Below are 19557 nucleotides of genomic sequence, written 5' to 3' on the forward strand. Positions count from 1 at the left end.
GGCGCTTGTCCTCATCGGGGCAGGCGCCAGTCGAGGTGCGTCACGAATCATCTAGTACGTGCAGCGCAGGACCTGGCGGTAGGTACCGCACTGCCCGAAGTCCGTCGTGCCCGCGGGCTGTGAGTGGTAGCAGCTGTAGACGGTGGGGTCGCAGTCGGGGCTGGGCCAGACGTCGTAGGCGTCGCCATCGGTGACCGCGAACTCCGTCACGCGAGCGACGAGGCGCGCCGTCTTCTCCATGGCCACGCCGTTATCGGCGCCCGCGCTGAAGGTGAGCGGGACGGTGTGCGGGTCAATGGCCTGGTACAGCGCCGGGTACGACCAGTCGAGGCGGTAGTTGGGCCGGCCGTAGACCTGCGGGATGCCGTCGGGCGCCGTGACAGAGAGCCAGTCCACGTACCCGGACACCGAGGCGTGGCCACGATAGAGCAGGTTGGTGTTGCCCTGGACGACGTAGATGGGATTCACCGCCTCATCGATCCAGATGCCGCTGTCGCCGCGGAAGTCGAAGAACCGAGGGGCAATTACGATGCGCGCGGTGTACGAGCGCGGCGTGCCCGTGAAGGTATCGACGCGGACGAAGAGCGGCAGGCCCGAGAGCACGGTGTTGAGCTCGTGGCCCTCGTGGAGGACGATCTCGAACCGGCGTTCGCTGATGATGTGCGCGTCCCCGAAGGCGTCGTCGGGGACGAAGCTCAGGACGCCCGAGAGGTAGCGGTTCGCGGTGGCGCGGATGATGAGGGCGCGGACACCCTCACGTTCCTCGAAAGTGCCGAGCGTCTCGAAGCTGAGCTCGTTGTCGCCCACCGAGGCGTAGAGGCGGGTGGCCGTCACCGCGGCGGTGCTGACGGCGGTCTCCTCCGCGATTTCGGGAACGTCGTTGTTACAGGCCGCGAGCGCGGCGAGGCTGGCGAGGGCGAGAGTGCGGAATTGCATGGGGGGGTCTCCAGGTGAGCCCCCCAAGTACCACAAGCCTGTGGCATGCCACAGGCGGGGAGATGGGGTCGCACGAAGCTGCGCGGAATCACTCCGGATAGATGGGGCCGCACGAGGCTTGGTGCCGGGGGAACTCGGGCCGCTCGCGTACTTGAGCGGCCTGATCCACCTACCCCAGGAGCCCCTCGCTCAACTCCCAGAGGCGATCGGCCGATCGGGGATCGATCGCATAAGGCCGCACTCCGGAGCTGCCCTCGGTGGAAACCAGGCGGGCCACCTCGACGTTCTCGCAGTAGACCCCTCCCATGCCCTCGAGCCGCGGGCTCGTCGCGCACCAGACCTGGGTCGCGGCACCCTGCTCCACGGTCTTCAGCTGTCTCTCCGGATCGAGGATCGGCCTGCCGTTCTCGTCGATGACTCCCAGGGCCCGCAGCTGCTCGGTCGAGAGATACCGTCCCAGATCGGTCGCCACGATGCTGCCGGGGTGGACGGAGAAGGCGCGCACGCCCCTGGCACTCTCGCGTGCGTCCAGTCCGACGGCGAAGAGGATGTTGGCGGTCTTCGACTGGCCATAGGCCAGCATGGGTTGATACTCGCGACGCTCGAAGTTCAGGTCGTCGAACACGACGTCCGACCGCTGATGTCCCCGGGACGACAACGACACGACGCGCGCCCCCTTCGCACGTCGCAAGGCCGGGAGCAGTCGCAGGGCGAGCTGGAAGTGGCCGAGGTGATTGATCGCGAAGTGGTGCTCGACTCCCCGCGCATCGCGCTTCAGTTGAGGGAGCGCCATGACACCCGCGTTGTTCACCAGGATGTGCAGCGGCCGACCAGAATCGAGGAACTTCCTCGCGAAGGTGTCGATCGAGCCGGGGTCGATCAAGTCCATCGGCTCGAGTTCGACTCCCTCCAGCCCGTTCAGCGCGGCGGCGGCCTTCTGGAGATCGCGCGCCGGGACGATGACCCTGGCGCCAGCCGATGCGAGGATCCGTGCCGTCTCGAGACCCAGCCCCGCGTAGCCACCCGTGACGACAGCGATCTTTCCCTCCAGGGAGACGCCTTTGATGACATCGGCGGTGGTCGAGGCTGGACCGAAACCGGATCCAAGGGGGGTTTGAAGGGTGGACATGACGAACACTCCTGAGTTGAAGGTCCGAGCAATGTAAGGACCGCCCCTCGAACTTTGAATGCTCGAAAGTCCGTATGACTTGCGCGATATTGCAAGAATGGTGGCCGATCCTCTGTCTGGCGTCCTCAAGCTCGCCGACGCCCAATCCGTCCTGACGGGCGGCTTCACCGCTGGCGGCTCATGGGCCATCCGCTTTCCCCCGCCAGATAAGTTGAAGTTCTTTGCCATGGTGAAGGGGAGCTGCTGGCTCCGCATCGACGGAGAGAAGGCACCTGTGCGTGTCGAGACGGGGGATGTGTTTCTCCTCTCGGCGAGACGCTCCTTCGTTCTCGCCGGGGATCTGGCGGTCCCCCCCGTCGACGCGACTGGCTTGTTCAAGGGCAGCATCAAGACAGCGAGGGTAGGTAAGGGCGACGACTGCATCCAGATCGGCGGCCATGTCCGATTGAACCCGGCCAGCAGCGAACTCCTGACGGATGTCCTGCCCCCGCTGATTCACGTTCGGGCGGCTTCGCCTCAGGCGACGGTCCTGCAATGGCTTCTCGACCAGCTCATCCGCGAACAATCCGCCGAGCTTCCAGGTGCCAGCATTGCTTCGGCGCAGCTCGCTCAGCTCATGTTCGTGCAGATCCTGCGAGTCCATCTCCAGACAGCCGGCTCGTTACCCGTGGGGTGGCTTCGAGCTGTCACCGACCCGCGGCTCGCGCCCGCCATCCGCTTGATGCACGCCGAGCCCGGCCGCACGTGGCAACTCGAGGAGCTGGCGAAAGCCGCGGCCATGTCGAGGTCGACCTTCGCCCACTACTTCAAGACGGTGGCGGGCATCGCCCCGCTGACCTATCTCACGGAGTGGCGCATGCGGCTGGCCGAACGGGAGCTGCGAGAGGAGAGCACCCCGGTTTCCACCATTGCTCAATCGCTCGGCTACACGTCGGAGAGCGCCTTCAGCAACGCCTTCAAGCGCGTCACCGGCAACGCACCCCATCACTACCGGAGCGCTGCCCGAGCGTCCGGCCAGTCGTCATCACGCTCTTCCTCGGCAGGGTAATAGTTCGGGTAGGCCGCGGCTTCCTGGCGGCGGTTCTGACTCTTGCCCCGCGGCGTCCGGTTGAATGAGGTCATGGCTTTGACGAGGTGGAGGAGCGGCATCTGCACGCTATTCGCCTTCAAAGCCAGTCCCCAGGACAGTTCTGCCGCGAGATGGACGTTCGTACCATGCCTCCCGATGCGATTCGGAGCGGGTCGCATCGCGGCGGGGTGCGCCACGGCATCGTCATCCGCAACAGCCACCTGCAACATCCACCATCAATCCTTTCATGGAGAGACTTCAATGCTGAACCTTTCGAACATCCTCGAGGAGCTGACCGAAGAGCAGATGGACCGCGTCCTCGAGTTCAAGGCCGGCGGCGGCCACCACGGCAGCACCTGCAAGAGCCACAAGAGCAGCAAGAGTCGCAAGAGTAGCAAGAGCAAGAGCTGCTCCTGGAAGTCCGGCCACAAATAGAGCGGCCTGAGAACAGAACCAAGCCGCAGCGCACCCCGCTCCTCTCTCGGTCATGACACAGAAATGCCTCTATGTATTTCCGGAGTACTTCGAGCTCCGCCCCTTGAGCGAAGACGAGGGTTCGAGCCTCCTCGACGACTCGGGCGCGAACACCGGCGCAAGCCACGGCGAGCGCTTCATGGTGGTGGACACGCGCGCTCACCAGTACTGCTACCTGGTCAACCCGGTCATCAAGAGCTACCTGGAGCTGTTCAGGGAGCCGCGGGCCGAGGCTGAGGCGCTGGAGGAACTGGCGCGCCAGGCGGGGTGTCGCCAGGAAGCCATCGCCGCCACAGTGCGGACCTTCTTCCAGCGCATGCGGCGCGCCGGCCTGCTGCGCTCCGCAGGGGCGGACTTCCGAGGGGAGTCCACCTGGGCGCTGACTCCCGGGCAGGTGCTCGGGGAGTACCGCGTCGGAGAGTTGATCATCGAGAAGCGAGACGTGGCGCTCCATCACGCAGAGCAGGTGGGCACCGGAATGCCCGCGGTGCTCAAGGTCTTCGTCTTGCAGGGCCCCAGGGCGAGCCGCGAGCGCAAGCTCTTCGAGCGGGAGTTTCTCTTCATGGCCGGGCTGGCCCCGCATGAGAACGTCTGTCGCCTGCTGGCCTTCCACCCCGGGGAGCCCTGCTACGCCGCGCTGGAGCATGCCGGCAGCACTCCCATTCGCGAGGCCATGGCGGAGGCATCCCTGTCCCTGCCAGAGCGAGTGCGCATCGGCGCCGAGACGCTCGCCGCGCTCGCCCACTTGCACCACCACGGCTTGCTGCACGGCGATGTCCACTCGCGCAACTTCATGTTGACGGACGAGCGCCGGGTGAAGCTCATTGACTTCGGCCTCTCACGGCGGAGCGGCGACGCGGTGGAGGAGACCGCCGTCCCCCACGGCGGCCTTCCCGCCTTCATGCCCCCCGAGCGCATCGAGCCCGGCTCGCTCAGCATCAGCGGCCGTCCGGGCGATATGCGCTCGGAGGTGTTCCAGCTGGGGGTGTTGCTCCACGAGATCCTCACGGGCCACGAGCCCTTCTCGGAGAGGGTGCTGTGGAGACGTCTGGCGCAGGCCATCCGCAGCCAGCCCGCCCCCCGCGCGGAGGAGACGCCCGAGGGCGAGTACATCCCCGCGGCCCTCGCCGACGTCATCGCGCGCGCCCTCGCCAAGGGCCCGGAGGAGCGCTTCCCTTGCGCCGTGGCGATGCTGGAGGGCTGGAGTGCAGCCCAGCGGCGCCGCGGGCCCGTTCGCGCCGGGGAGCGCGTCTGCCCATGAGCATCGGAGGATGGCTGCGCAGGGCCCGCCTGAAGGTAGACCCTCAGCTGCGGAGCAACGACTGCGGCATCAGCGCGGTGAAGACGCTTTGCGAGCGGTTCGGGGTCCTCATGAGTCGCGAGGCCATTGCCGCCGCCCTTCCTCTGGGCATCGAGGGGCTGCGCCTCGACAGCCTCAAGGCGTTTCTCCAGGAGCACGGCTTCGGGGTGCGCACACAAGCGCTGGACCTCAGCGATGCCGCGGGGCTGGAGAAGAAGCTGGGGGAACTCGCCCCGTGTCTGGCCACGGTGCGCGTGCACGCCAGCGGACTGTTGCATTACGTGGTGGTCGACGGAGTGGAGCGGGGGTGCCTGCGCATCCTCAACCCCACGCACGGGCAGGTGGAGCGTTGGACGGTGGCCGACTTCGTCCGGCGCGCGCATACCGTCCAGGTCCCCCTGACGGAGGAGTTGTGGCGCAGCCGCATCCAGGGCCAGGTGATGGAGGAGTTGGGGAGGTACGGGATACGGCTGGACACCCCTCCGAGCGAGGCCGAGGTGGCGGCGCTGTACAACAAGCTGCTCTACTTCAGCTACGTGAAGCAGAACTTCGGGTTGAAGGACGAGGCGGCCGAGCAGGCCTTCCTCGCCGACCTGATCCACCACCAGCAGCTCTCATCCGTTCCTCAGCGCTTCCGCGCGGTGGAGGGCAGTGAGGAGAGGCGAATGCTGGCGGCGCCCGTCGTGCTCGCGGTGCGGGCGCCGGCGTCGCGGGCGGAGCGGCGGACGCCTGACGAGACGCCGGCCCATCCGCTCCGGAGGCTGTTGAAGGAGCTCGGCGCGCTGCGCGGCATCTGGTACCTCTTCCTTCTGGCCGCCGTGCTCTCGTCCTTGACGACGCACACCGCCGTCTTCGTCAACCAATTGCTCGTCGACGAGATCATCCCTCAGTTCGACTTCGGAGTGCTGGCCACCTTCACCCTGGGCCTGGGACTCTTCAGGCTGTTCGACATTCTCATGGGGGTGTACACCCGGTACGTGGCGGTGCACCTGGGATTGGAGCTGGACCGCTACTTCCTGCTGCGCTTCGCGGATCGCATGCTGACGGGGAGCATCCAGTACCTGCGCTCCTTCACGCGGGGGGACTTTCTCGAACGCATCAGCGACAGCCTCAAGCTCAAGAGCTTCTTCACCAGCTACTTCTCACGCATCGCCGTCAACGCCTGGGTCTCGCTCAACGCGCTCGTCGTGCTCTTCGTACTCAATGCGCAAGCCGCCGCGCTCGTGCTGCTGACGCTGCTGGTGCTGGGTGCCCTCCTCGTCGCGGTGACGCCGGCGCTGCGGCGGCTGGAGAGCGAGCGCTTCCGGAACAAGGCCGACCTGCTCTCCTGCATGGTGGAGGGGCTGGAGGGAGTGCAGCCCATCCGGGCCTTCAACCTGGAGGCGCACTTCAGCGCGCAGCTGGGGACCCAGGCAGGGCGCTACCTGGAGACGCAGCGCAAGGGGAAGCTGCTCGACCTCGCCAGCACCGCGGCCGTCGCTCTCGTCACCACGGCCGCCTCGCTGCTGCTCATCCTGCTGTGCGCCCGTGGGTTGATTGCCCTGCAGACGGTCACGCTCGGACAGCTCCTCACCTTCATCGCCCTGTCGGCGAAGATCTTCTCCTCCTTCACGACGTTGCTCGAGGAGAACCTCTCGCTGCAGGAGAACCTCGTGATCCTGAGGCGCTACTTCGACTTCGGCGAGGGCGGAGCAGGCCGCGCCCCGCTCGCGCCGGAGGAGGACGTGCGGGTGGAGGCCCTGGAGGCGCGAGGGCTCGTCTACCGCTACCCCTCGGGCCAGGGTGTCCTGGAAGGAGCGGATCTGACGCTGCGCAGGGGGGAGAAGGTGCTCCTGATGGGGGCCAACGGGAGCGGGAAGTCCACGCTGGTGCGGGTCCTGGCCGGGCTCCAGCAGCCCTCCGGTGGGAGGGTGCTGGTCAACGACATCCCTCGTGAACTCCTCGGTGGTGAGCGGGCGCTGCGGCGTCGGGTGGTGCTGGTCTCGGCGGAGGACACCCTCTTCAACGAGACGCTGCGCTTCAACATCACCTTCGGTCGGCGCCACAGCACGCGGCGCATCGTGGAACTGGCGAAGCGAATCGGCTTCTACGACTGCATCGTCCAGCACCCGGACCACCTGGAGCGGCTCATCGAGGAAGGGGGGCGCAATCTGTCCACCGGCCAGCGGCGCAAGGTGCTGGTGCTGCGCGCCCTGCTCGCGGATGCGGACGTTGTGATCTTCGACGAGATCTTCCGGGGGATTGACCAGGAGTCGAAGGCTGCCATCGCCAGGCTGCTGGGGGAGATTGACGATCGGGCGATGCTCTTCATCTCGCACGAGTCCGTGGAGGGGCTGCACCTGAGCCGCAAGGTCCTGCTGCGCGGCGGACGCATCCAGGAGGGGCCGACGGACGGCACGTCGGCCCGAGAGGTGGCATGAGCGGCCTCGGGCACATCAGGGGAATGTTCGCCCTGCTCCTGGGGAGCTGCGCCATCGGGGCGGTGCTCTTCGCGACGGTAGAGGTGAATGCCGTCGTGCGCGTCCGCGAGGGGGAAGTGCTCTCCTACCGGCCTCGCTCCGTCCACAAGGCGCCGTACGAGGTGCGGAGGGTGGACCAGTACGTCCACGAGGGGGACACGGTACAGGCGGGCCAGCTCCTGATGCTCCTGGACAACGAAGAGGTCGATGCCGCCGCGCGAAAGGCTGAGGAGGACTACCAGGCCCTGGAGGAGGAGCTGGGAACGGTGGTGGAGCAGATGGACAATGCGGGCGAGCGGGCAGTGCGTCACCGCCGCCAGCTCACCATCCTGCGGCAGAGACACGGGGCGGAGGAGGCCCAGATCCGCGAGAGCCTGGGCGCGTTCTCCCGCCAGCGGGAGCTCGCCCAGCAGAAACAGGCGCTGGCGGAGGTGAAGGCGGAGCGCAGCCGCGGGCTTTACGAGCGAGGGCTGCTCTCGAAGGAGGAGCATGAGGCGGACTACCGTGGCGTCCTGGAGGCAACGAGCGCGGCCACCGAGCTGCTGAGGCTTCAGCGGGAGCAGGAGGCGGCGGGGTTGAAGCTGGGGGGCACCTATCGCGACGAGCTCACACGCGTTGAGCTGGATCTCCTCGGCGCGGAGGCGGCACGGCTCTCGCTGCTCGAGCGAGCCAACAAGCTGCGGAGGGAGCTGGAGAAGCAGCGCGAGGAGAAGGAGCTGCGCGGCCTGCTCGCGGCCAGACGGGAGGTACGGGCGGAGATCCGCGGAACCATCCGCTACCTCTACAATACCAAGGCGAGCAGCGACCGGATCCTCGCGGGAGAAATCCTGGTCGAGGTGGCGCCCGAGCTGGAGGAAGGGAGCGCGCTGTATGCGCGGTTCAAGCTGACGCAGGACGAGGTGAAGCGAGTCCTGGCGGGCCAGCGGGCGCACCTCAAGGTGGACGCGTTTCATTTCCATCGGTACGGAGTGCTCAAGGGGCGCGTTCGATACGTCTCCCCACCGAACGATGCCAATGAGTTCTTCGCCATCGTGGACCTGCCCCCGCCACACCCGTTCGAGGTCCGCCCGGGATACTCGGTGCGAGGAGAGATCGTCACCGGGCAGCTGCGGATCTACGAGTTCGTCCTGGCGAAGCTCTTCGACCGCTTCGAAGGATAGCGTTCAGGCAGGGAATGCTGGAGGGCATGCAGTGCCCCGCCTGCTTCGATCCGGCGAGCCATGACGACGGAGCAGCCCTGCCCGCAGTGCTGGCGGCCAGACGCTTCCGAGCGCCCATCACAGAGGAGGGTTCCGCCCTCTATCGGGTGAGTTCACCACGCCCCCCAGCCTCGGGGGAGGCGGGCCGCCACGGGAGGACGCAATGGCATACCTCTTCAAAGGAAAACTGTCCGGGTTGATCTGCGACGAGTGTCTGGAGCCCCTGTCGAACGTCAAGGTCCGGCTCTATCGGGCTCGCGAGGGGCAGGATGTGGCGGCCCTGGCCGTGGCCAACCCCAAGGAGACCTTCGCGGTCCTGAGCGCGGCGCAGGTGAAGGCGAAGGAGTCGTCGCTGTTCGCCGAGGCCGAGACCGACGCGCAAGGCAACTTCACGTTCGAGCTGGGCGAGAAGCAGCGCTACCAGGGTGGGGCCTTCGAGCTCGACGTCTTCTGCGCCACGGTCCCCCACCGCAAGCCGCTGCCGCGCCGGGAGCCGGTCCAATTCAGCATCACGACGCTCCAGCCTCAGTGGCGCCAGACCGAGGGAGGGAGCCTCTGGGCCTGGAGCTACACCCTGCCCTACCGTTTCTGGTGCTGGATCCGCGGGCTCTTTGGCGCCTGGACCCTCTGCGGCAAGGTGGTGACGTGCGAGACGCAGCAGCCTGTCGCGGGCGTCAAGGTCAGCGCCTTCGACGCCGACTGGCTGCAGGACGATGCGCTCGGCAGCGCGAACACGGACGGAGCAGGCCGATTCCGGCTCGACTACGTGGCGAGCGACTTCCAGAAGACTCCCTTCTCTCCGCTGATCAACCTCGAGTGGGTGGGCGGGCCGGACCTCTACTTCAAGATCGAGACAGGCGGCGGCACCGTGCTGCTCGAAGAGCCTCGCTCGCGCGGGCGAGACAAGGATCGCGAGAACGCCGGGCCCTGCTTCTGCGTCGAGCTGTGCGTGGACGTGGCCGAGCAGCCTCCGTTCAACAACCCGCTCTTCACCCATGTCGGCGACTTCCACATCATCACCGATATCAGCGCGGTGAGCGGGCGGACGAACGCGGCGGTGCTGGGCCACGGCGGCCCCGACTACGGCTTCACGGGCGCCCTCAAGCTGCGCGGCTTCTGCCCGAAGACGTCGCCCGTCGGTTCGCCCGACCCCATGCGATACCGCTTCCTCTATTCGATCGGTGGCGGGGCTCCGCAGCCGGTCACGGGCGCGTTGCTCTACCCGGTCCTCGTCGGCGCTCGGCTGATCCAGTGGGACATCTTCGGCACCGGTGTCAGCTGGACCTTCCAGTCGATCTACGTCGCTGGCTCCGGAGCGACGCCCGATCCGACTCCCACGCCGGTGGTGCCGCCCGGCACACCCTGGGGACCCGTACCGGCCCATGTCGTCGTTCCCGACAGCGATGGCTGGATCAAAGTGGACCCGAACGCGCTCGACGGAGGCTTCTACGGTCCGTTGCTCCGGTTCAACACTCCGGTGGCTGTCCCAGGTGGGGCCGCGCCCGGAAACGGGGCGGGCAATGCGCTGACCGACCCGAAGAACGGAACGGACCTCGCGATCACCTTCGAGGCCGGCCCGGTGGGCGGAGCGGCGACCTTCAGCAACACGCTGTCGAAGCTCCACGTCAACAACTGGAGCGAGGTGGAGCTGCTGGACCTGGCACAGTTCCATGGCCCTGGCTCGGATGCCTGCTCGGAGCTGACCAACGCGCTCGACATCCGCTACACCGCCGACCACGCGCTGATGGCCAGCTGGTCCATCGCCATCACCAGCGCTTCGGGCAGCGCGCCCGGCACGATCGTGCCGCCGTTCCCCGCGGGCTCGACGGCGCGTGGAGGCATCGGCACCTACCCGACGATCAACATCTCCAGTTGGGCGCACTGCTCGTACCGCGTCTCGCTGACCACGCGGCGCCGCCTGACCGATGGAGAGACAGACGACTCGGACAAGACAACGGAGCTCACGTTCTGCAAGTAGCGGATGAAGAGCTGGATTCACATCGTCACTCATCGCTCTGAGCGGGCACGTCCACGGCTTGGAGCCAGGCTCGCAGCGCCTCTGGAGATGAAGGCAGATCGTCCGGCCAGAGTCGGATCGCGGCGTCGGCGCCTAGGGCAGCAACCCACCGGCCATCTGGGGAGAACCTCACCCGTTCCACTGCGTCGGAGTGCCCCCGCAGGATGCGGCTCTTGCCGCTCTCCAGATCCCAAAGCCTGACCGTCTGATCGTCGCTGGCGGAGGCCAGCCGCGTCCCATCCGCCGAAACATCAATGCAGTTCACCTTGCCGCTGTGCTCGTCCAGGACAGCCAGGGCTTGTCCCGTCTTCGCATCCCAGCGTCGCACACGGCTCTCATTTCCCCCGACCGTCAGGATCGTCCGCCCATCCGGTGTAAAGAGCGCCTGCTGGAAGCCGAGCCCACCGACGTCAATCCGCTGGAGCTGCGTGCCGCTCAGGTCCCAGATCCTCAACACATTGTCCATGGCTCCGGTGAGGAGACGGCTCCCATCGGGAGAGAACTCGACCACCTGGATGAAGCCCTCGCTTCGCAGGAGCAGGGGACGCTCGCCCTTGGAGAGATCCCAGAGCCGCACGGCGAGCCCCTTCTCCGAAGCTGCGGCCAGGTGGCGGCCGTCTGGCGAGAAGACGAACCTGAAGGTGGCGAACTGCTCCGGATCCTGATCTGCCAACACCCGCGCCTGACCCGAGTCCCGATCCCACAACCGCACGTCACCCGTCCACGAGGCGGAGGCCAGAGACCGGCCATCCGGAGAAAAGGCCAGCGCCGTCACGTAGTTGGCATGCGCCTGGAGCACGCTGAGCAGGTGCCCCTGGGTGTCCCAGAAGCGCACGCTCCCCTCTTCGCCTCCCGAGGCGACCCAGCGCCCATCTCGAGAGATCGTGACCACGGTCATCCCCCGATGGCCGCTCAGGACGCGCTCGGTGTCCGTGGACAGCTCCCACAGGTGAGCCTTTCCCTCCAGGCCACCGGTGGCAAGCCACCTCCCATCCGGGGAGATCTCCAGACCGCTGTAACTGAACACCTCTGGAACCTGGAGGACCCGAACCGCCGAAGACGTCTCATAGACGCGCGCGATTCCATCCAGGCCCACGCCAGCGAGCCGTCGACCATCCGGTGAGAACGCCAGGCGGAGGAGGTTCGCTCCAGCGCCTCCGATGGACTGGCCCTTCCCCGTGGAGAACTCCCACAGCCGCACCGAGCGGTCATAGCCGCTGGAGGCCAGGAACCTTCCATCGGGAGAGAAGGCCAGCGCCCCCACGCGTCCCTGGTGCCCCTGGAACTCGCGGAGCTGGCCCGTCGCCACATCCCACGATCGCAGCACCGGCTCGGTGCTCGCGGCCACCACGGTCTGGCCATCCGGCGAGAAGACCAGGGCGGTAATGGGCCCCAGGTGTTCACCGAGAATGCGCCCCTGCCCGGTCCTTGGATCCCAGATACGCACGGTCCGGTCATCTCCTCCCGTGGCCAGGAACTCTCCGCGAGGCGAGAAGGCGACCTGAGTAACCTTCGCTGAATGCCCTGCCAACACGCGCAGCTCACCGCGCCCCAGATCCCACACACGTACCACGGGCTCGTTGAAGGCCGTCAGCGCAGCCCAATGCATGGCCGGATCCGTGGCCATCCGCTGATAGATGGCTTGCTCGACGTGCCAGACGCGAATCGCCTCACCGGTGGCCAGATCCCAGAGCCGGACCGTGCCGTCCTCTCCGGCGGAGAGCAGGCGCTGCCCATCCGGCAGAAATGCCACAGCCACCACGGACAGCAAGTGCCCCTGGAGGATGCGATTCCGACCGGTGGCCAGCTCCCAGAGTCGAATCGTGCCGTCCTTGCCAGCGGAGGCAACATGGCGTGAGTCAGGCGAGATCGCCAGACCCCACACTTCATCCGTGTGTCCCTCGAGGACCCGGCTCTGGCCCTGCGCCAGATCCCAGACGCGCAGCGTCCGGTCATCACTGCTCGTCACCAGCAGCCGGCCGTCATGGGTGAAGCTCAGGTCGGAGATGCCCTGGGTATGGCCCCGGAGAAGAACCGCCAGTCCGCGTGCCTTGGCGTCCGCGGCGAGGAGCCGCACCTCCGGCCACCGGGTGAAGCCTGGCGAGAGGTTGCGGAGGGCACCAATCGTGTTGGGATCCTGCTCCACGGCCGTGCGGGCTTGCATGAGCGAGAGGGAGTCTGCCCGGCTCAAGGCCGCCAGCTCGTTGCGCTCGGCGCGATCGCGTGCGGCCAGGATCTGCCACATGCTCACGGACCCCAGCCCCGCCAGCACCAGCAGGGCCGCGGTGGCGACCGTCACCACGGCCCGGTATCTGCGGACGAAGCGGCGGATGAGCTCCCACCGGGTGTACTGATACGCGCCGATGATCTGTCCGGTCTGGAAGCGCCGCAGATCCTCCGCCAACTCCTTGGCCGTGCGGTAGCGCTCCTGCGGTTCGCGCGCCATGGCCTTGGAGACAAGGGCAAGAAGATCCGAGGGGACATGCTCCTCCCGCCGAGCCAGCGGCGGTGGCGGTCCTGCCAGCACATCCTGAAGCGCCTGCTCCGACGGGTGGCGCCGGTACGGCGGGGCGCCCGCCAGGAGGTGATAGAGAATGGCGCCCAGGGCATAGACATCGGCGCGCTCATCGACCGGCTGTCCCCTGGCCTGCTCCGGCGGCATGTACGTGGGAGTCCCCATGACCGTACCCGCCATCGTGAGTCCCGGGTCCGGGATGGAAGGGCTCCCTGGGCCTGCTCCTTCCCCCGGCGGTGCCGCGCCTGCTGGCAAGAGGTCCTTGGCGAGCCCCCAGTCGATGACCACCGTCTCCCCAAACTCGCCCACGAGCACATTGGCGGGCTTCAGATCGCGATGAATGATGTGCTGGCTGTGGGCATACGCCACGGCTTCAGCCACTGCGAGCACATGCGGCAGGAGCGCCAGCCGCTGTCCAAGCGTTCGGGTCTCCGCGATCACCTCGCTCAGGGCTCGGCCGGAAACGAGCCTCATGCAGTAGAAGGGCTCACCGGTCGGCCACTGGCCTACATCGTAGATGGGGACGATGGAGGGGTGCTGGAGACGCGCCGTGACGAGCGCCTCGGTCCGAAAGCGCTCCTCGAGCAGGCCACCGGCGCGGAGCTGGAGTTCCTTGAGCGCCACCATCCGGCCCAGGCGAACATCGAAGGCCCGAAGGATGCGGCCCATGCCTCCTCGGGCAAACTCTCCGTGGAGGATGTAGCGATTCCGGTCCATGACCGGCGCGTATGCGCTCCAGGGAGAAGCCGCACCGCCAACGTCCATGGGCCTGGGGACGGGAGAATCAGGCGCGGGATCGACGGTGAGGGTGTCATCCATCCTCGCTGCAGCGGGTTGATCACCCGCCACTGCCTGTGGCTCTGGCGAATCGTCGTCGTTCATAAGGGCTGGCAGCCCCCCCACCTGCAGGCGTGTACTGCGCGAAAGCGTAGGTCAGCCCTGTCATGGTGAACAGCGCTCCGCCTCGTAGGTCAGCATCCTCGGCTCTCTGTTCTGAGCCGTGACAGGGTTGCTGGGCTGCATGCTACTCAGAGAGCGTCTGTCCCGGCTCCAGAGAGGACGCGGCCAGCCGGCGCTGCCAGAAGTCCTCGCCGGCCCAGCGTTGCTCCAGGGTGTAGTGGGCATGACGCGCGGACAGATAGCGGGTGAACTCCTCTGCCTCCTGCCGCGCGTAGTCCTCCAGCGCTCCGCTGCTTCCTCCCAGCGCGGCACACAGGGCTCGCGCCGCCGCGCGCCCGGTGCGCAGCCCCTTGAGGATCCCGCTCGACGAGAGCGGATCCCACATCGCCGCGGCGTCCCCCACCGCCACCCAACCTGCCCCCGCCGCGTGCTCCAGGCGGCTCGTCTCGCAGCGGCGCACCTGCAGCCGTGACACCGCCTCGAGCTCCCCTACCCGCTCGCGCAGGTGCCGAGTCGCGGAGAAGAGCGCACGCCACCCCGCCGGCTGCAAGGCGCCGTAGCGCTGGAGCACATCCACATCGCTCAGCAGCGTGAGGATGAGACGCCCCTCGGGCAGCGGCGCGGCGTACCACCACCCCTGGGGCGTGGCCTCCACCACCAGGTGTTGCTGCTGGAACCCGGCAGGCCTGTCGATGACCCCGGACACGCTGCACAGCGCGTCCCAGTCGCGCCGCCGCATGCCGCTCTGCCGCGCCACCTGGGCCGAGCGCCCGGTCGCATCCACCAGGGCCTCGCAGCGCAGCTCCGCTGGGCCCCGGGGCGTGCGGACATTCACCCTCCACCCGTGTCCCTCGCGCTCCAGGTGGGTGACGCAGGTGCTCCGCCACAGCGGCACCTGGAGCGACCGGGCATGGCTGGCCAGCAGCCCGTCCAGGCGCCGGCGCTCCACGTGCCAGCCGCTCCCGTAGGGATTGGTGAGGAACGAGTGGTGATGGGGCTGCTCCGAGCCCCAGGTGGCTTCCAGGCCATGCGACTCCAGGAAGCCGTCGGTCTCCAACGACTCGGGTGCCAGCAACTGCCGCAGCTCTGCGAAGGCCACCGGGGAGAGCGTCTCCCCGGGACGCCAGGCAGAGTAGTCCGTGCGCTCCAGGATGCAGACGGAGACGCCCGCCCTTACCAGGGTGAGCGCTGCGCTCAGGCCGGCCACGCCGCCTCCCACCACCACGACGTCATGAGAGGCTCGCGGGTCTGGTGCTTCAAAGGCCATGGACTCCATCGGGTCCTCCAGGCTGGAGATGGGAGCGGTGCTCATGAGGGCGGCTAGGAGGCCTTGGCCGTTGGCGTCGCCGCGGAGGCGACAGCTGTCGAGGTGCTCTGCTCCTGGGTCTCGAAGAAGGCCTCGCCCTCGTTGATGACGAAGCCGAGCTTCCACCAGTTCGCCTGCATCTGGATGTACATGGCCATCTCGACGGCGCTGGTGCCCTCAGGCGCGCTGTTCTTGATCTCCGGCTTCTTCGCCTCGACCTCGGCGACCGCATCCAGGGCCCGAGTCCAGGAGACCATCTGGATGTCTCCCTTCTTCGCGTAGACATCATCCGGACGGTGGGCGGCCCACCACATGTGGTACATGCCGTCGCCCTGGAAGGCGTTCTTCTTGAAGGACTTGGGGTCGAAGAACTGCTTCTTGCACTGGTAGAAGTCCGCCTGCCAGGGCAGCGCCATCTGCTGCGAGAAGAACCCTGGGCCAATGGCGAGATTCGCCGTGGTGGGGAACACCGTGCCCGAGTGCTTGATGCGGAAGGGAGCCGCGTACAGCTCCGGCAGGCGCACCAGCCAGCTGCAGTCGATGCCAGGGAAGAAGGGGCCGCCCACGCTGTTCTCCAGCGCGGCCCGATCGAGCCCCCCGGCGAAGATCTCCGTGTCGATGGCGTGGGCCTTCGTCGCGTCCCAGTCCTCCTCGAACTGTCCCTCGGCCCAGCGCTTGAGCACCGCGTACTGCACCCGCGTGAGCGTCATGAAGTAGCCCTTCTTCATCCCCTCGTCGGGCGCTTCGTCCGTGTAGAAGTCCCCGAACCCCTTGGGCATCAGCAGGGGCTCCTGGGTGGCGCTGAAAGGATCCCGCAGGTAGCCGAAGATCGTCTTGCGCAGGCGCTGGCCCTTGACCGAGGCCACCGTGCCGAGATCCTGCTCCACGCCCGCCAGGGAGGCATGGAAGGACTTGGAGGCCTCGGGGTTGTGGACATTGCGGTGCCCCAGGGCCCGCTCGAGGATGGGGAACACTTCCAGCCGGAAGGAGGGCTTGTAGCTCTGGAAGGAATGGGTCGTCGTGTTCCAATCCGCGCGCTGCTTCTCGAGCCGGGCAAACAGGCCCTTGTCGAGCAAGCCGTCCGTGGTGGAGATCGGCACATCCTTGGAGCGCACCGCCAGGTCCCACATGGTGTCGAACAGGCGCACCACGTTGCCCACCGCGGGTCCGAAATCCGGCGGCCCCACCAGCAGCCACGCGCCGGTGTTGCCCTCCAGCTTCGCCGTCTGGGTCGTGCCTCCCTCCGTGTAGGTGATCTCCGCGCTCACGGGCCCGTCCGACATGTCGTCGAACCAGTGATCATTGTTCACGTAGTCGTCGATGAGCTTGCCCTGGTCTGTCTTGCTGGATTGGCCAAGCCCACCCAGCACGAGCAGGCGGCCCTGCTCATCCGTGCGCAGCTCGCCCAGCGTGGAGATGGGGATGTTGCGATTGGGGTTGGTGAGGGGCACGCGCGGCTGGCTCTTGCCCGAGATGGACTTGAGCCCGGGGTCGATGACGAGCAGCCGCTCGCGATCGGCCGCGGCCTGGACATGCGTATTGCGCTTCGCCTTCCAGGCGCCGTTGTCCGCCCCCTCCTGTCCATTGAACTTGAAGAAGGCGGCCTTGCGGTTGGCCAGGTGGACACTCCATTTGATGCCGGTGATGTCAAAGCTGCCCTGGGTGATTTCCCGCAGGGGGCTCAGCACCCCGCTCTGCATCGTGTATTCAAAGACACGGAAGCGAGCCGCCTGCCGCTTGATGCGGCCCTGGCTGTCCTTGAAGGGCTGGAACTTCTTCTGGGCGATGTCGAAGTTGGGAGGCTGATTGGGATGCTCGGGGCCGATGTAGAACTCGTCCGGGGAGTTGCCAACGCGGGCGACGCCAACGGCAGGATGGATGCGAAAGAATCGGGCCATGGGATGTTCCTCTGAATCAGTGGGTTTGGGAGTACAGCTTCTCGAGGAGTTCGATCAGGCGCGTCTTGTCCGCGGTACTCAGCTCCCGATCCACGGGCATCTTGAAGCCAACGATCTTCGCCTGCGTGGGATTGGGATCGAGCCGGTCGAGGATGGGGCTGCTCTGGTCCGCGACCATGTCCTTGCTGAAGACGTCGTAGCGAACGGCGCCGTGGCAGCGATAGCAATACTTGTTCATCAGGCCGAGCAGTTCCTTGTCCTCGGCGCTCGACGTCCAGCTCAAGGGGGCCGAGGTGGGCTTGCGGTCCTTCTTGAGCGGATGGCCTACGTTGGAGAAGGAGAAGGCGCGCTTGATGAGGTCCGGCTCCGGCGCCACTGAAGTCTTGTGGAGCTCCAGCCACTTGTTGGTCGCGGCGAGGTGGAAGCCCTTGGGGTTCACGCGCTTCTGCATGACCGCCACCTCCTGGTTGAGCTGGCGCAGCACGTCAAAGGCCTCGGCATACCGGGCCGACTTGACGTCCTTGCCCGCGTCGAAGAGCGCAGCGGGCGCATCGGCCTTGTTCAGGGCGGGGAAGTCCCCATCCGTGAGGCGGTCCAGCCAGTGGTCGGTGTCGAGGTAGTTGAGCACGGCCTGGCCGCGCAGCGAGCCATGGCAGGTGTCACACCCGTTGGGGACGAAATAGGGAGCGCCGCCATGAAGCGTGCCGGCATCGAAGAAGGCGTTGAGCGCGTAGGACAGCTTGTAGCCCTTGTCCGAGGGGCCGAAGTCCATCCAGTAGATGCTGTTGAGCTCCGCGTTCTGGCATGCGGTCTGGCCCGCCTTGCACTGGGTGAGCAGGGCCACCTGCGTGTTGACCGAGCCATTCTTCACCGACAGGGGCACGTTGGTGCCGCCAAAGGGGCTGTGGGTCGGGGGCGAGGTGAAGTGGTTGAAGAGGATCCAGGCGCTCTCCACGAAGTGCTTCTGCGCCTGTGAGCCCGGACGGGCCTTCATGCGCACCAGCCGGCGCCAACCGACGTTGCGCTGCGCGGGAGCGACGCTGAAGTCGACGATCTTGGGCGCGAAAAAGCGGGAGACGAGAATGTCTTTGCTGTCTTCGCTGCCCCCGCTCGCGGTGCCATTCTGCACGGCGACGGTCCACTGGGCCACGGCCTGTTTCTGAGGGTCGGTGGCGTTGACCGTGACCGTGTCAGGAATGCTGGAGGTGGGTGAGCAGCTCCTGCACCGGGCCAGGTACTTGCCCGTGCTCGCCTTGAAGGCGACCTTCCCGTTGGGAAGGAGCTCCGGGGTGAAACGAGCGGCAGCAGGCGGAGCGGCGCCGGTCGCGTTGACGGTCGCGAAGTCCTGGATGGTGGCCTTGTCGATGCAGCCAGTGCACCGTTCCACGTAATTGCCGGTGTCCGCCTTGAGGGCGATCGTGCCATTGCCCGCGTCCACCACCTCGAAGAGGGTGGAGGGATCGGAGTCCGCAGTGGCGTGGACGGTCACGGTGTCCGCCACCGAGAGCGTCACGCCTTGCTGGCAACCTCTGCAGCGGGTGAAGAACAAACCCGTGTCCGCCTTGAGCGAGACCTTGCTGCCCACGGGCAGCACCTGCGCGCTGCTCGCCCTCCCCTCCATCAACGACGCGGGCGTCGAGAACTCAATGTCCTCGGGGGTGAGTTCCTTGTATCCCAGATAGTTCAACAGAGTCTTGACGGTCGCCTGCGCCTCGATCGTGGCGGGAGTGAGAACTCCGAGTGTCTTGGAGAGATCCTTGTAGTACTTGGACGCCTCCTCCTGGCTGCCATTGTTGAGGGCGCTCTCCTGTGGTTCGGAGGCGTTGGCGGCCTGGGCAAAGCCGGGCACCGCGTGCAGTGCTCCCCACAAGGCGCAGCAGGCAAGGAGGGAGCTTCGACGGGGATGCGATGAAGTGAGCAAGAACATGCTCACGCGGCTTCAGCAACAAGCATGCCCTCCATTGGAAGAAGCGCTTCCCGCTCGTGGCCAGACGGAGAGACCTGTTCTGGCCAGGGTCCCCATGACGAGCTTGGGTGTGTCAGCCCGCCCATTGACACGACTGCCGACATGTCAATGGGTGTCAGCCAGAGAGCTTTCCGGCTCGTACACCTCGCGCAACGGCTCGTCGCAAGCACACGACAGCTCGTCGGGAGCGAATGGCAGAGCGCATCACCCGCTGCGAGAGTCGAGTGAACCCTCCTCTCCTGGAACGGACCCCGCATGAGCCAACCTTTTTTCGCAGGATTCTCCAGCCTCTCGCGACCATCGCCTTTGTCGCGACGAGCGCTTGTAGCACCAAGACGGAACCGACCGTCACCGTGGAGCCGCTCTTTGCGCGACCTGTCACGGGGGCG

The 19557-nt window shown here is 66.8% G+C and carries 12 protein-coding genes; 6 read left to right on the plus strand and 6 right to left on the minus strand.

The window, feature by feature from the left end; genetic code table 11:
- Positions 1 to 51: 51 nt before the first annotated feature.
- Both KY501_RS32000 and KY501_RS32005 read right to left on the minus strand, forming a co-directional pair.
- Positions 52 to 936: a hypothetical protein gene (locus tag KY501_RS32000; RefSeq protein ID WP_224367441.1), complete on the minus strand. Its 885-nt coding sequence runs from the start codon at positions 934 to 936 to the stop codon at positions 52 to 54.
- A 169-nt stretch (positions 937 to 1105) separates the two neighbouring features.
- A complete protein-coding gene (locus tag KY501_RS32005) occupies positions 1106 to 2065 on the minus strand; it encodes an oxidoreductase (protein ID WP_224367442.1) in 960 nt (319 codons plus the stop codon).
- A 97-nt stretch (positions 2066 to 2162) separates the two neighbouring features.
- Between KY501_RS32005 and KY501_RS32010 the strand changes: the two genes are divergently transcribed.
- The 6 genes from KY501_RS32010 to KY501_RS32035 all read left to right on the plus strand — a co-directional run bounded on the left by KY501_RS32010 (position 2163) and on the right by KY501_RS32035 (position 10544).
- Positions 2163 to 3113 carry an AraC family transcriptional regulator gene (locus tag KY501_RS32010; protein WP_224367443.1) on the plus strand — a complete coding sequence of 317 codons (951 nt, stop codon included), beginning with the start codon at positions 2163 to 2165 and terminating at the stop codon, positions 3111 to 3113.
- 282 nt (positions 3114 to 3395) lie between these two features.
- Positions 3396 to 3569, plus strand: a complete 174-nt coding sequence (locus KY501_RS32015) for a hypothetical protein (protein WP_224367444.1) — start codon at positions 3396 to 3398, stop codon at positions 3567 to 3569.
- A gap of 103 nt (positions 3570 to 3672) precedes the next feature.
- Positions 3673 to 4869 (plus strand): protein kinase domain-containing protein, encoded by a 1197-nt coding sequence (locus tag KY501_RS32020; protein WP_224367445.1) that lies wholly within the window; start codon positions 3673 to 3675, stop codon positions 4867 to 4869.
- Positions 4866 to 7328: an ATP-binding cassette domain-containing protein gene (locus KY501_RS32025; protein WP_224367446.1), complete on the plus strand. Its 2463-nt coding sequence runs from the start codon at positions 4866 to 4868 to the stop codon at positions 7326 to 7328. Before KY501_RS32020 ends, KY501_RS32025 begins: the two co-directional genes overlap by 4 nt.
- The gene (locus KY501_RS32030) at positions 7325 to 8527 is read left to right on the plus strand and encodes an HlyD family secretion protein (protein WP_224367447.1); all 1203 of its coding nucleotides are present in this window, start codon (positions 7325 to 7327) and stop codon (positions 8525 to 8527) included. The genes KY501_RS32025 and KY501_RS32030 overlap by 4 nt, the downstream gene beginning before the upstream one ends.
- A 202-nt stretch (positions 8528 to 8729) precedes the next feature.
- A complete protein-coding gene (locus KY501_RS32035) occupies positions 8730 to 10544 on the plus strand; it encodes a transthyretin-like family protein (protein WP_224367449.1) in 1815 nt (604 codons plus the stop codon).
- A 25-nt stretch (positions 10545 to 10569) separates the two neighbouring features.
- Here the strand turns inward: KY501_RS32035 and KY501_RS32040 are convergent, their stop codons facing one another.
- The 4 genes from KY501_RS32040 to KY501_RS32055 all read right to left on the minus strand — a co-directional run bounded on the left by KY501_RS32040 (position 10570) and on the right by KY501_RS32055 (position 19051).
- A complete protein-coding gene (locus tag KY501_RS32040) occupies positions 10570 to 13917 on the minus strand; it encodes a WD40 repeat domain-containing serine/threonine protein kinase (protein WP_224367450.1) in 3348 nt (1115 codons plus the stop codon).
- Positions 13918 to 14122: 205 nt separating this feature from the next.
- Positions 14123 to 15310 carry an FAD-dependent oxidoreductase gene (locus tag KY501_RS32045; protein WP_224367451.1) on the minus strand — a complete coding sequence of 396 codons (1188 nt, stop codon included), beginning with the start codon at positions 15308 to 15310 and terminating at the stop codon, positions 14123 to 14125.
- A gap of 8 nt (positions 15311 to 15318) precedes the next feature.
- Positions 15319 to 17202: a LodA/GoxA family CTQ-dependent oxidase gene (locus KY501_RS32050; protein ID WP_224367452.1), complete on the minus strand. Its 1884-nt coding sequence runs from the start codon at positions 17200 to 17202 to the stop codon at positions 15319 to 15321.
- A 16-nt stretch (positions 17203 to 17218) separates the two neighbouring features.
- On the minus strand, positions 17219 to 19051 hold the full coding sequence (locus tag KY501_RS32055) for a fascin domain-containing protein (RefSeq protein WP_224367454.1): 1833 nt from the start codon (positions 19049 to 19051) through the stop codon (positions 17219 to 17221).
- Positions 19052 to 19557 lie beyond the last annotated feature (506 nt).

The sequence above is a fragment of the Hyalangium versicolor genome (genome assembly GCF_020103695.1).
GTDB lineage: Bacteria > Myxococcota > Myxococcia > Myxococcales > Myxococcaceae > Hyalangium > Hyalangium versicolor.

Coding starts and splice junctions, on each gene's coding strand:
- KY501_RS32000 (WP_224367441.1), bottom strand. CDS start 936: ATGCAATTCCGCACTCTCGCCCTCGCCAGCCTCGCCGCGCTCGCGGCC.
- KY501_RS32005 (WP_224367442.1), bottom strand. CDS start 2,065: ATGTCCACCCTTCAAACCCCCCTTGGATCCGGTTTCGGTCCAGCCTCG.
- KY501_RS32010 (WP_224367443.1), top strand. CDS start 2,163: ATGGTGGCCGATCCTCTGTCTGGCGTCCTCAAGCTCGCCGACGCCCAA.
- KY501_RS32015 (WP_224367444.1), top strand. CDS start 3,396: ATGCTGAACCTTTCGAACATCCTCGAGGAGCTGACCGAAGAGCAGATG.
- KY501_RS32025 (WP_224367446.1), top strand. CDS start 4,866: ATGAGCATCGGAGGATGGCTGCGCAGGGCCCGCCTGAAGGTAGACCCT.
- KY501_RS32030 (WP_224367447.1), top strand. CDS start 7,325: ATGAGCGGCCTCGGGCACATCAGGGGAATGTTCGCCCTGCTCCTGGGG.
- KY501_RS32035 (WP_224367449.1), top strand. CDS start 8,730: ATGGCATACCTCTTCAAAGGAAAACTGTCCGGGTTGATCTGCGACGAG.
- KY501_RS32040 (WP_224367450.1), bottom strand. CDS start 13,917: ATGGATGACACCCTCACCGTCGATCCCGCGCCTGATTCTCCCGTCCCC.
- KY501_RS32045 (WP_224367451.1), bottom strand. CDS start 15,310: ATGAGCACCGCTCCCATCTCCAGCCTGGAGGACCCGATGGAGTCCATG.
- KY501_RS32050 (WP_224367452.1), bottom strand. CDS start 17,202: ATGGCCCGATTCTTTCGCATCCATCCTGCCGTTGGCGTCGCCCGCGTT.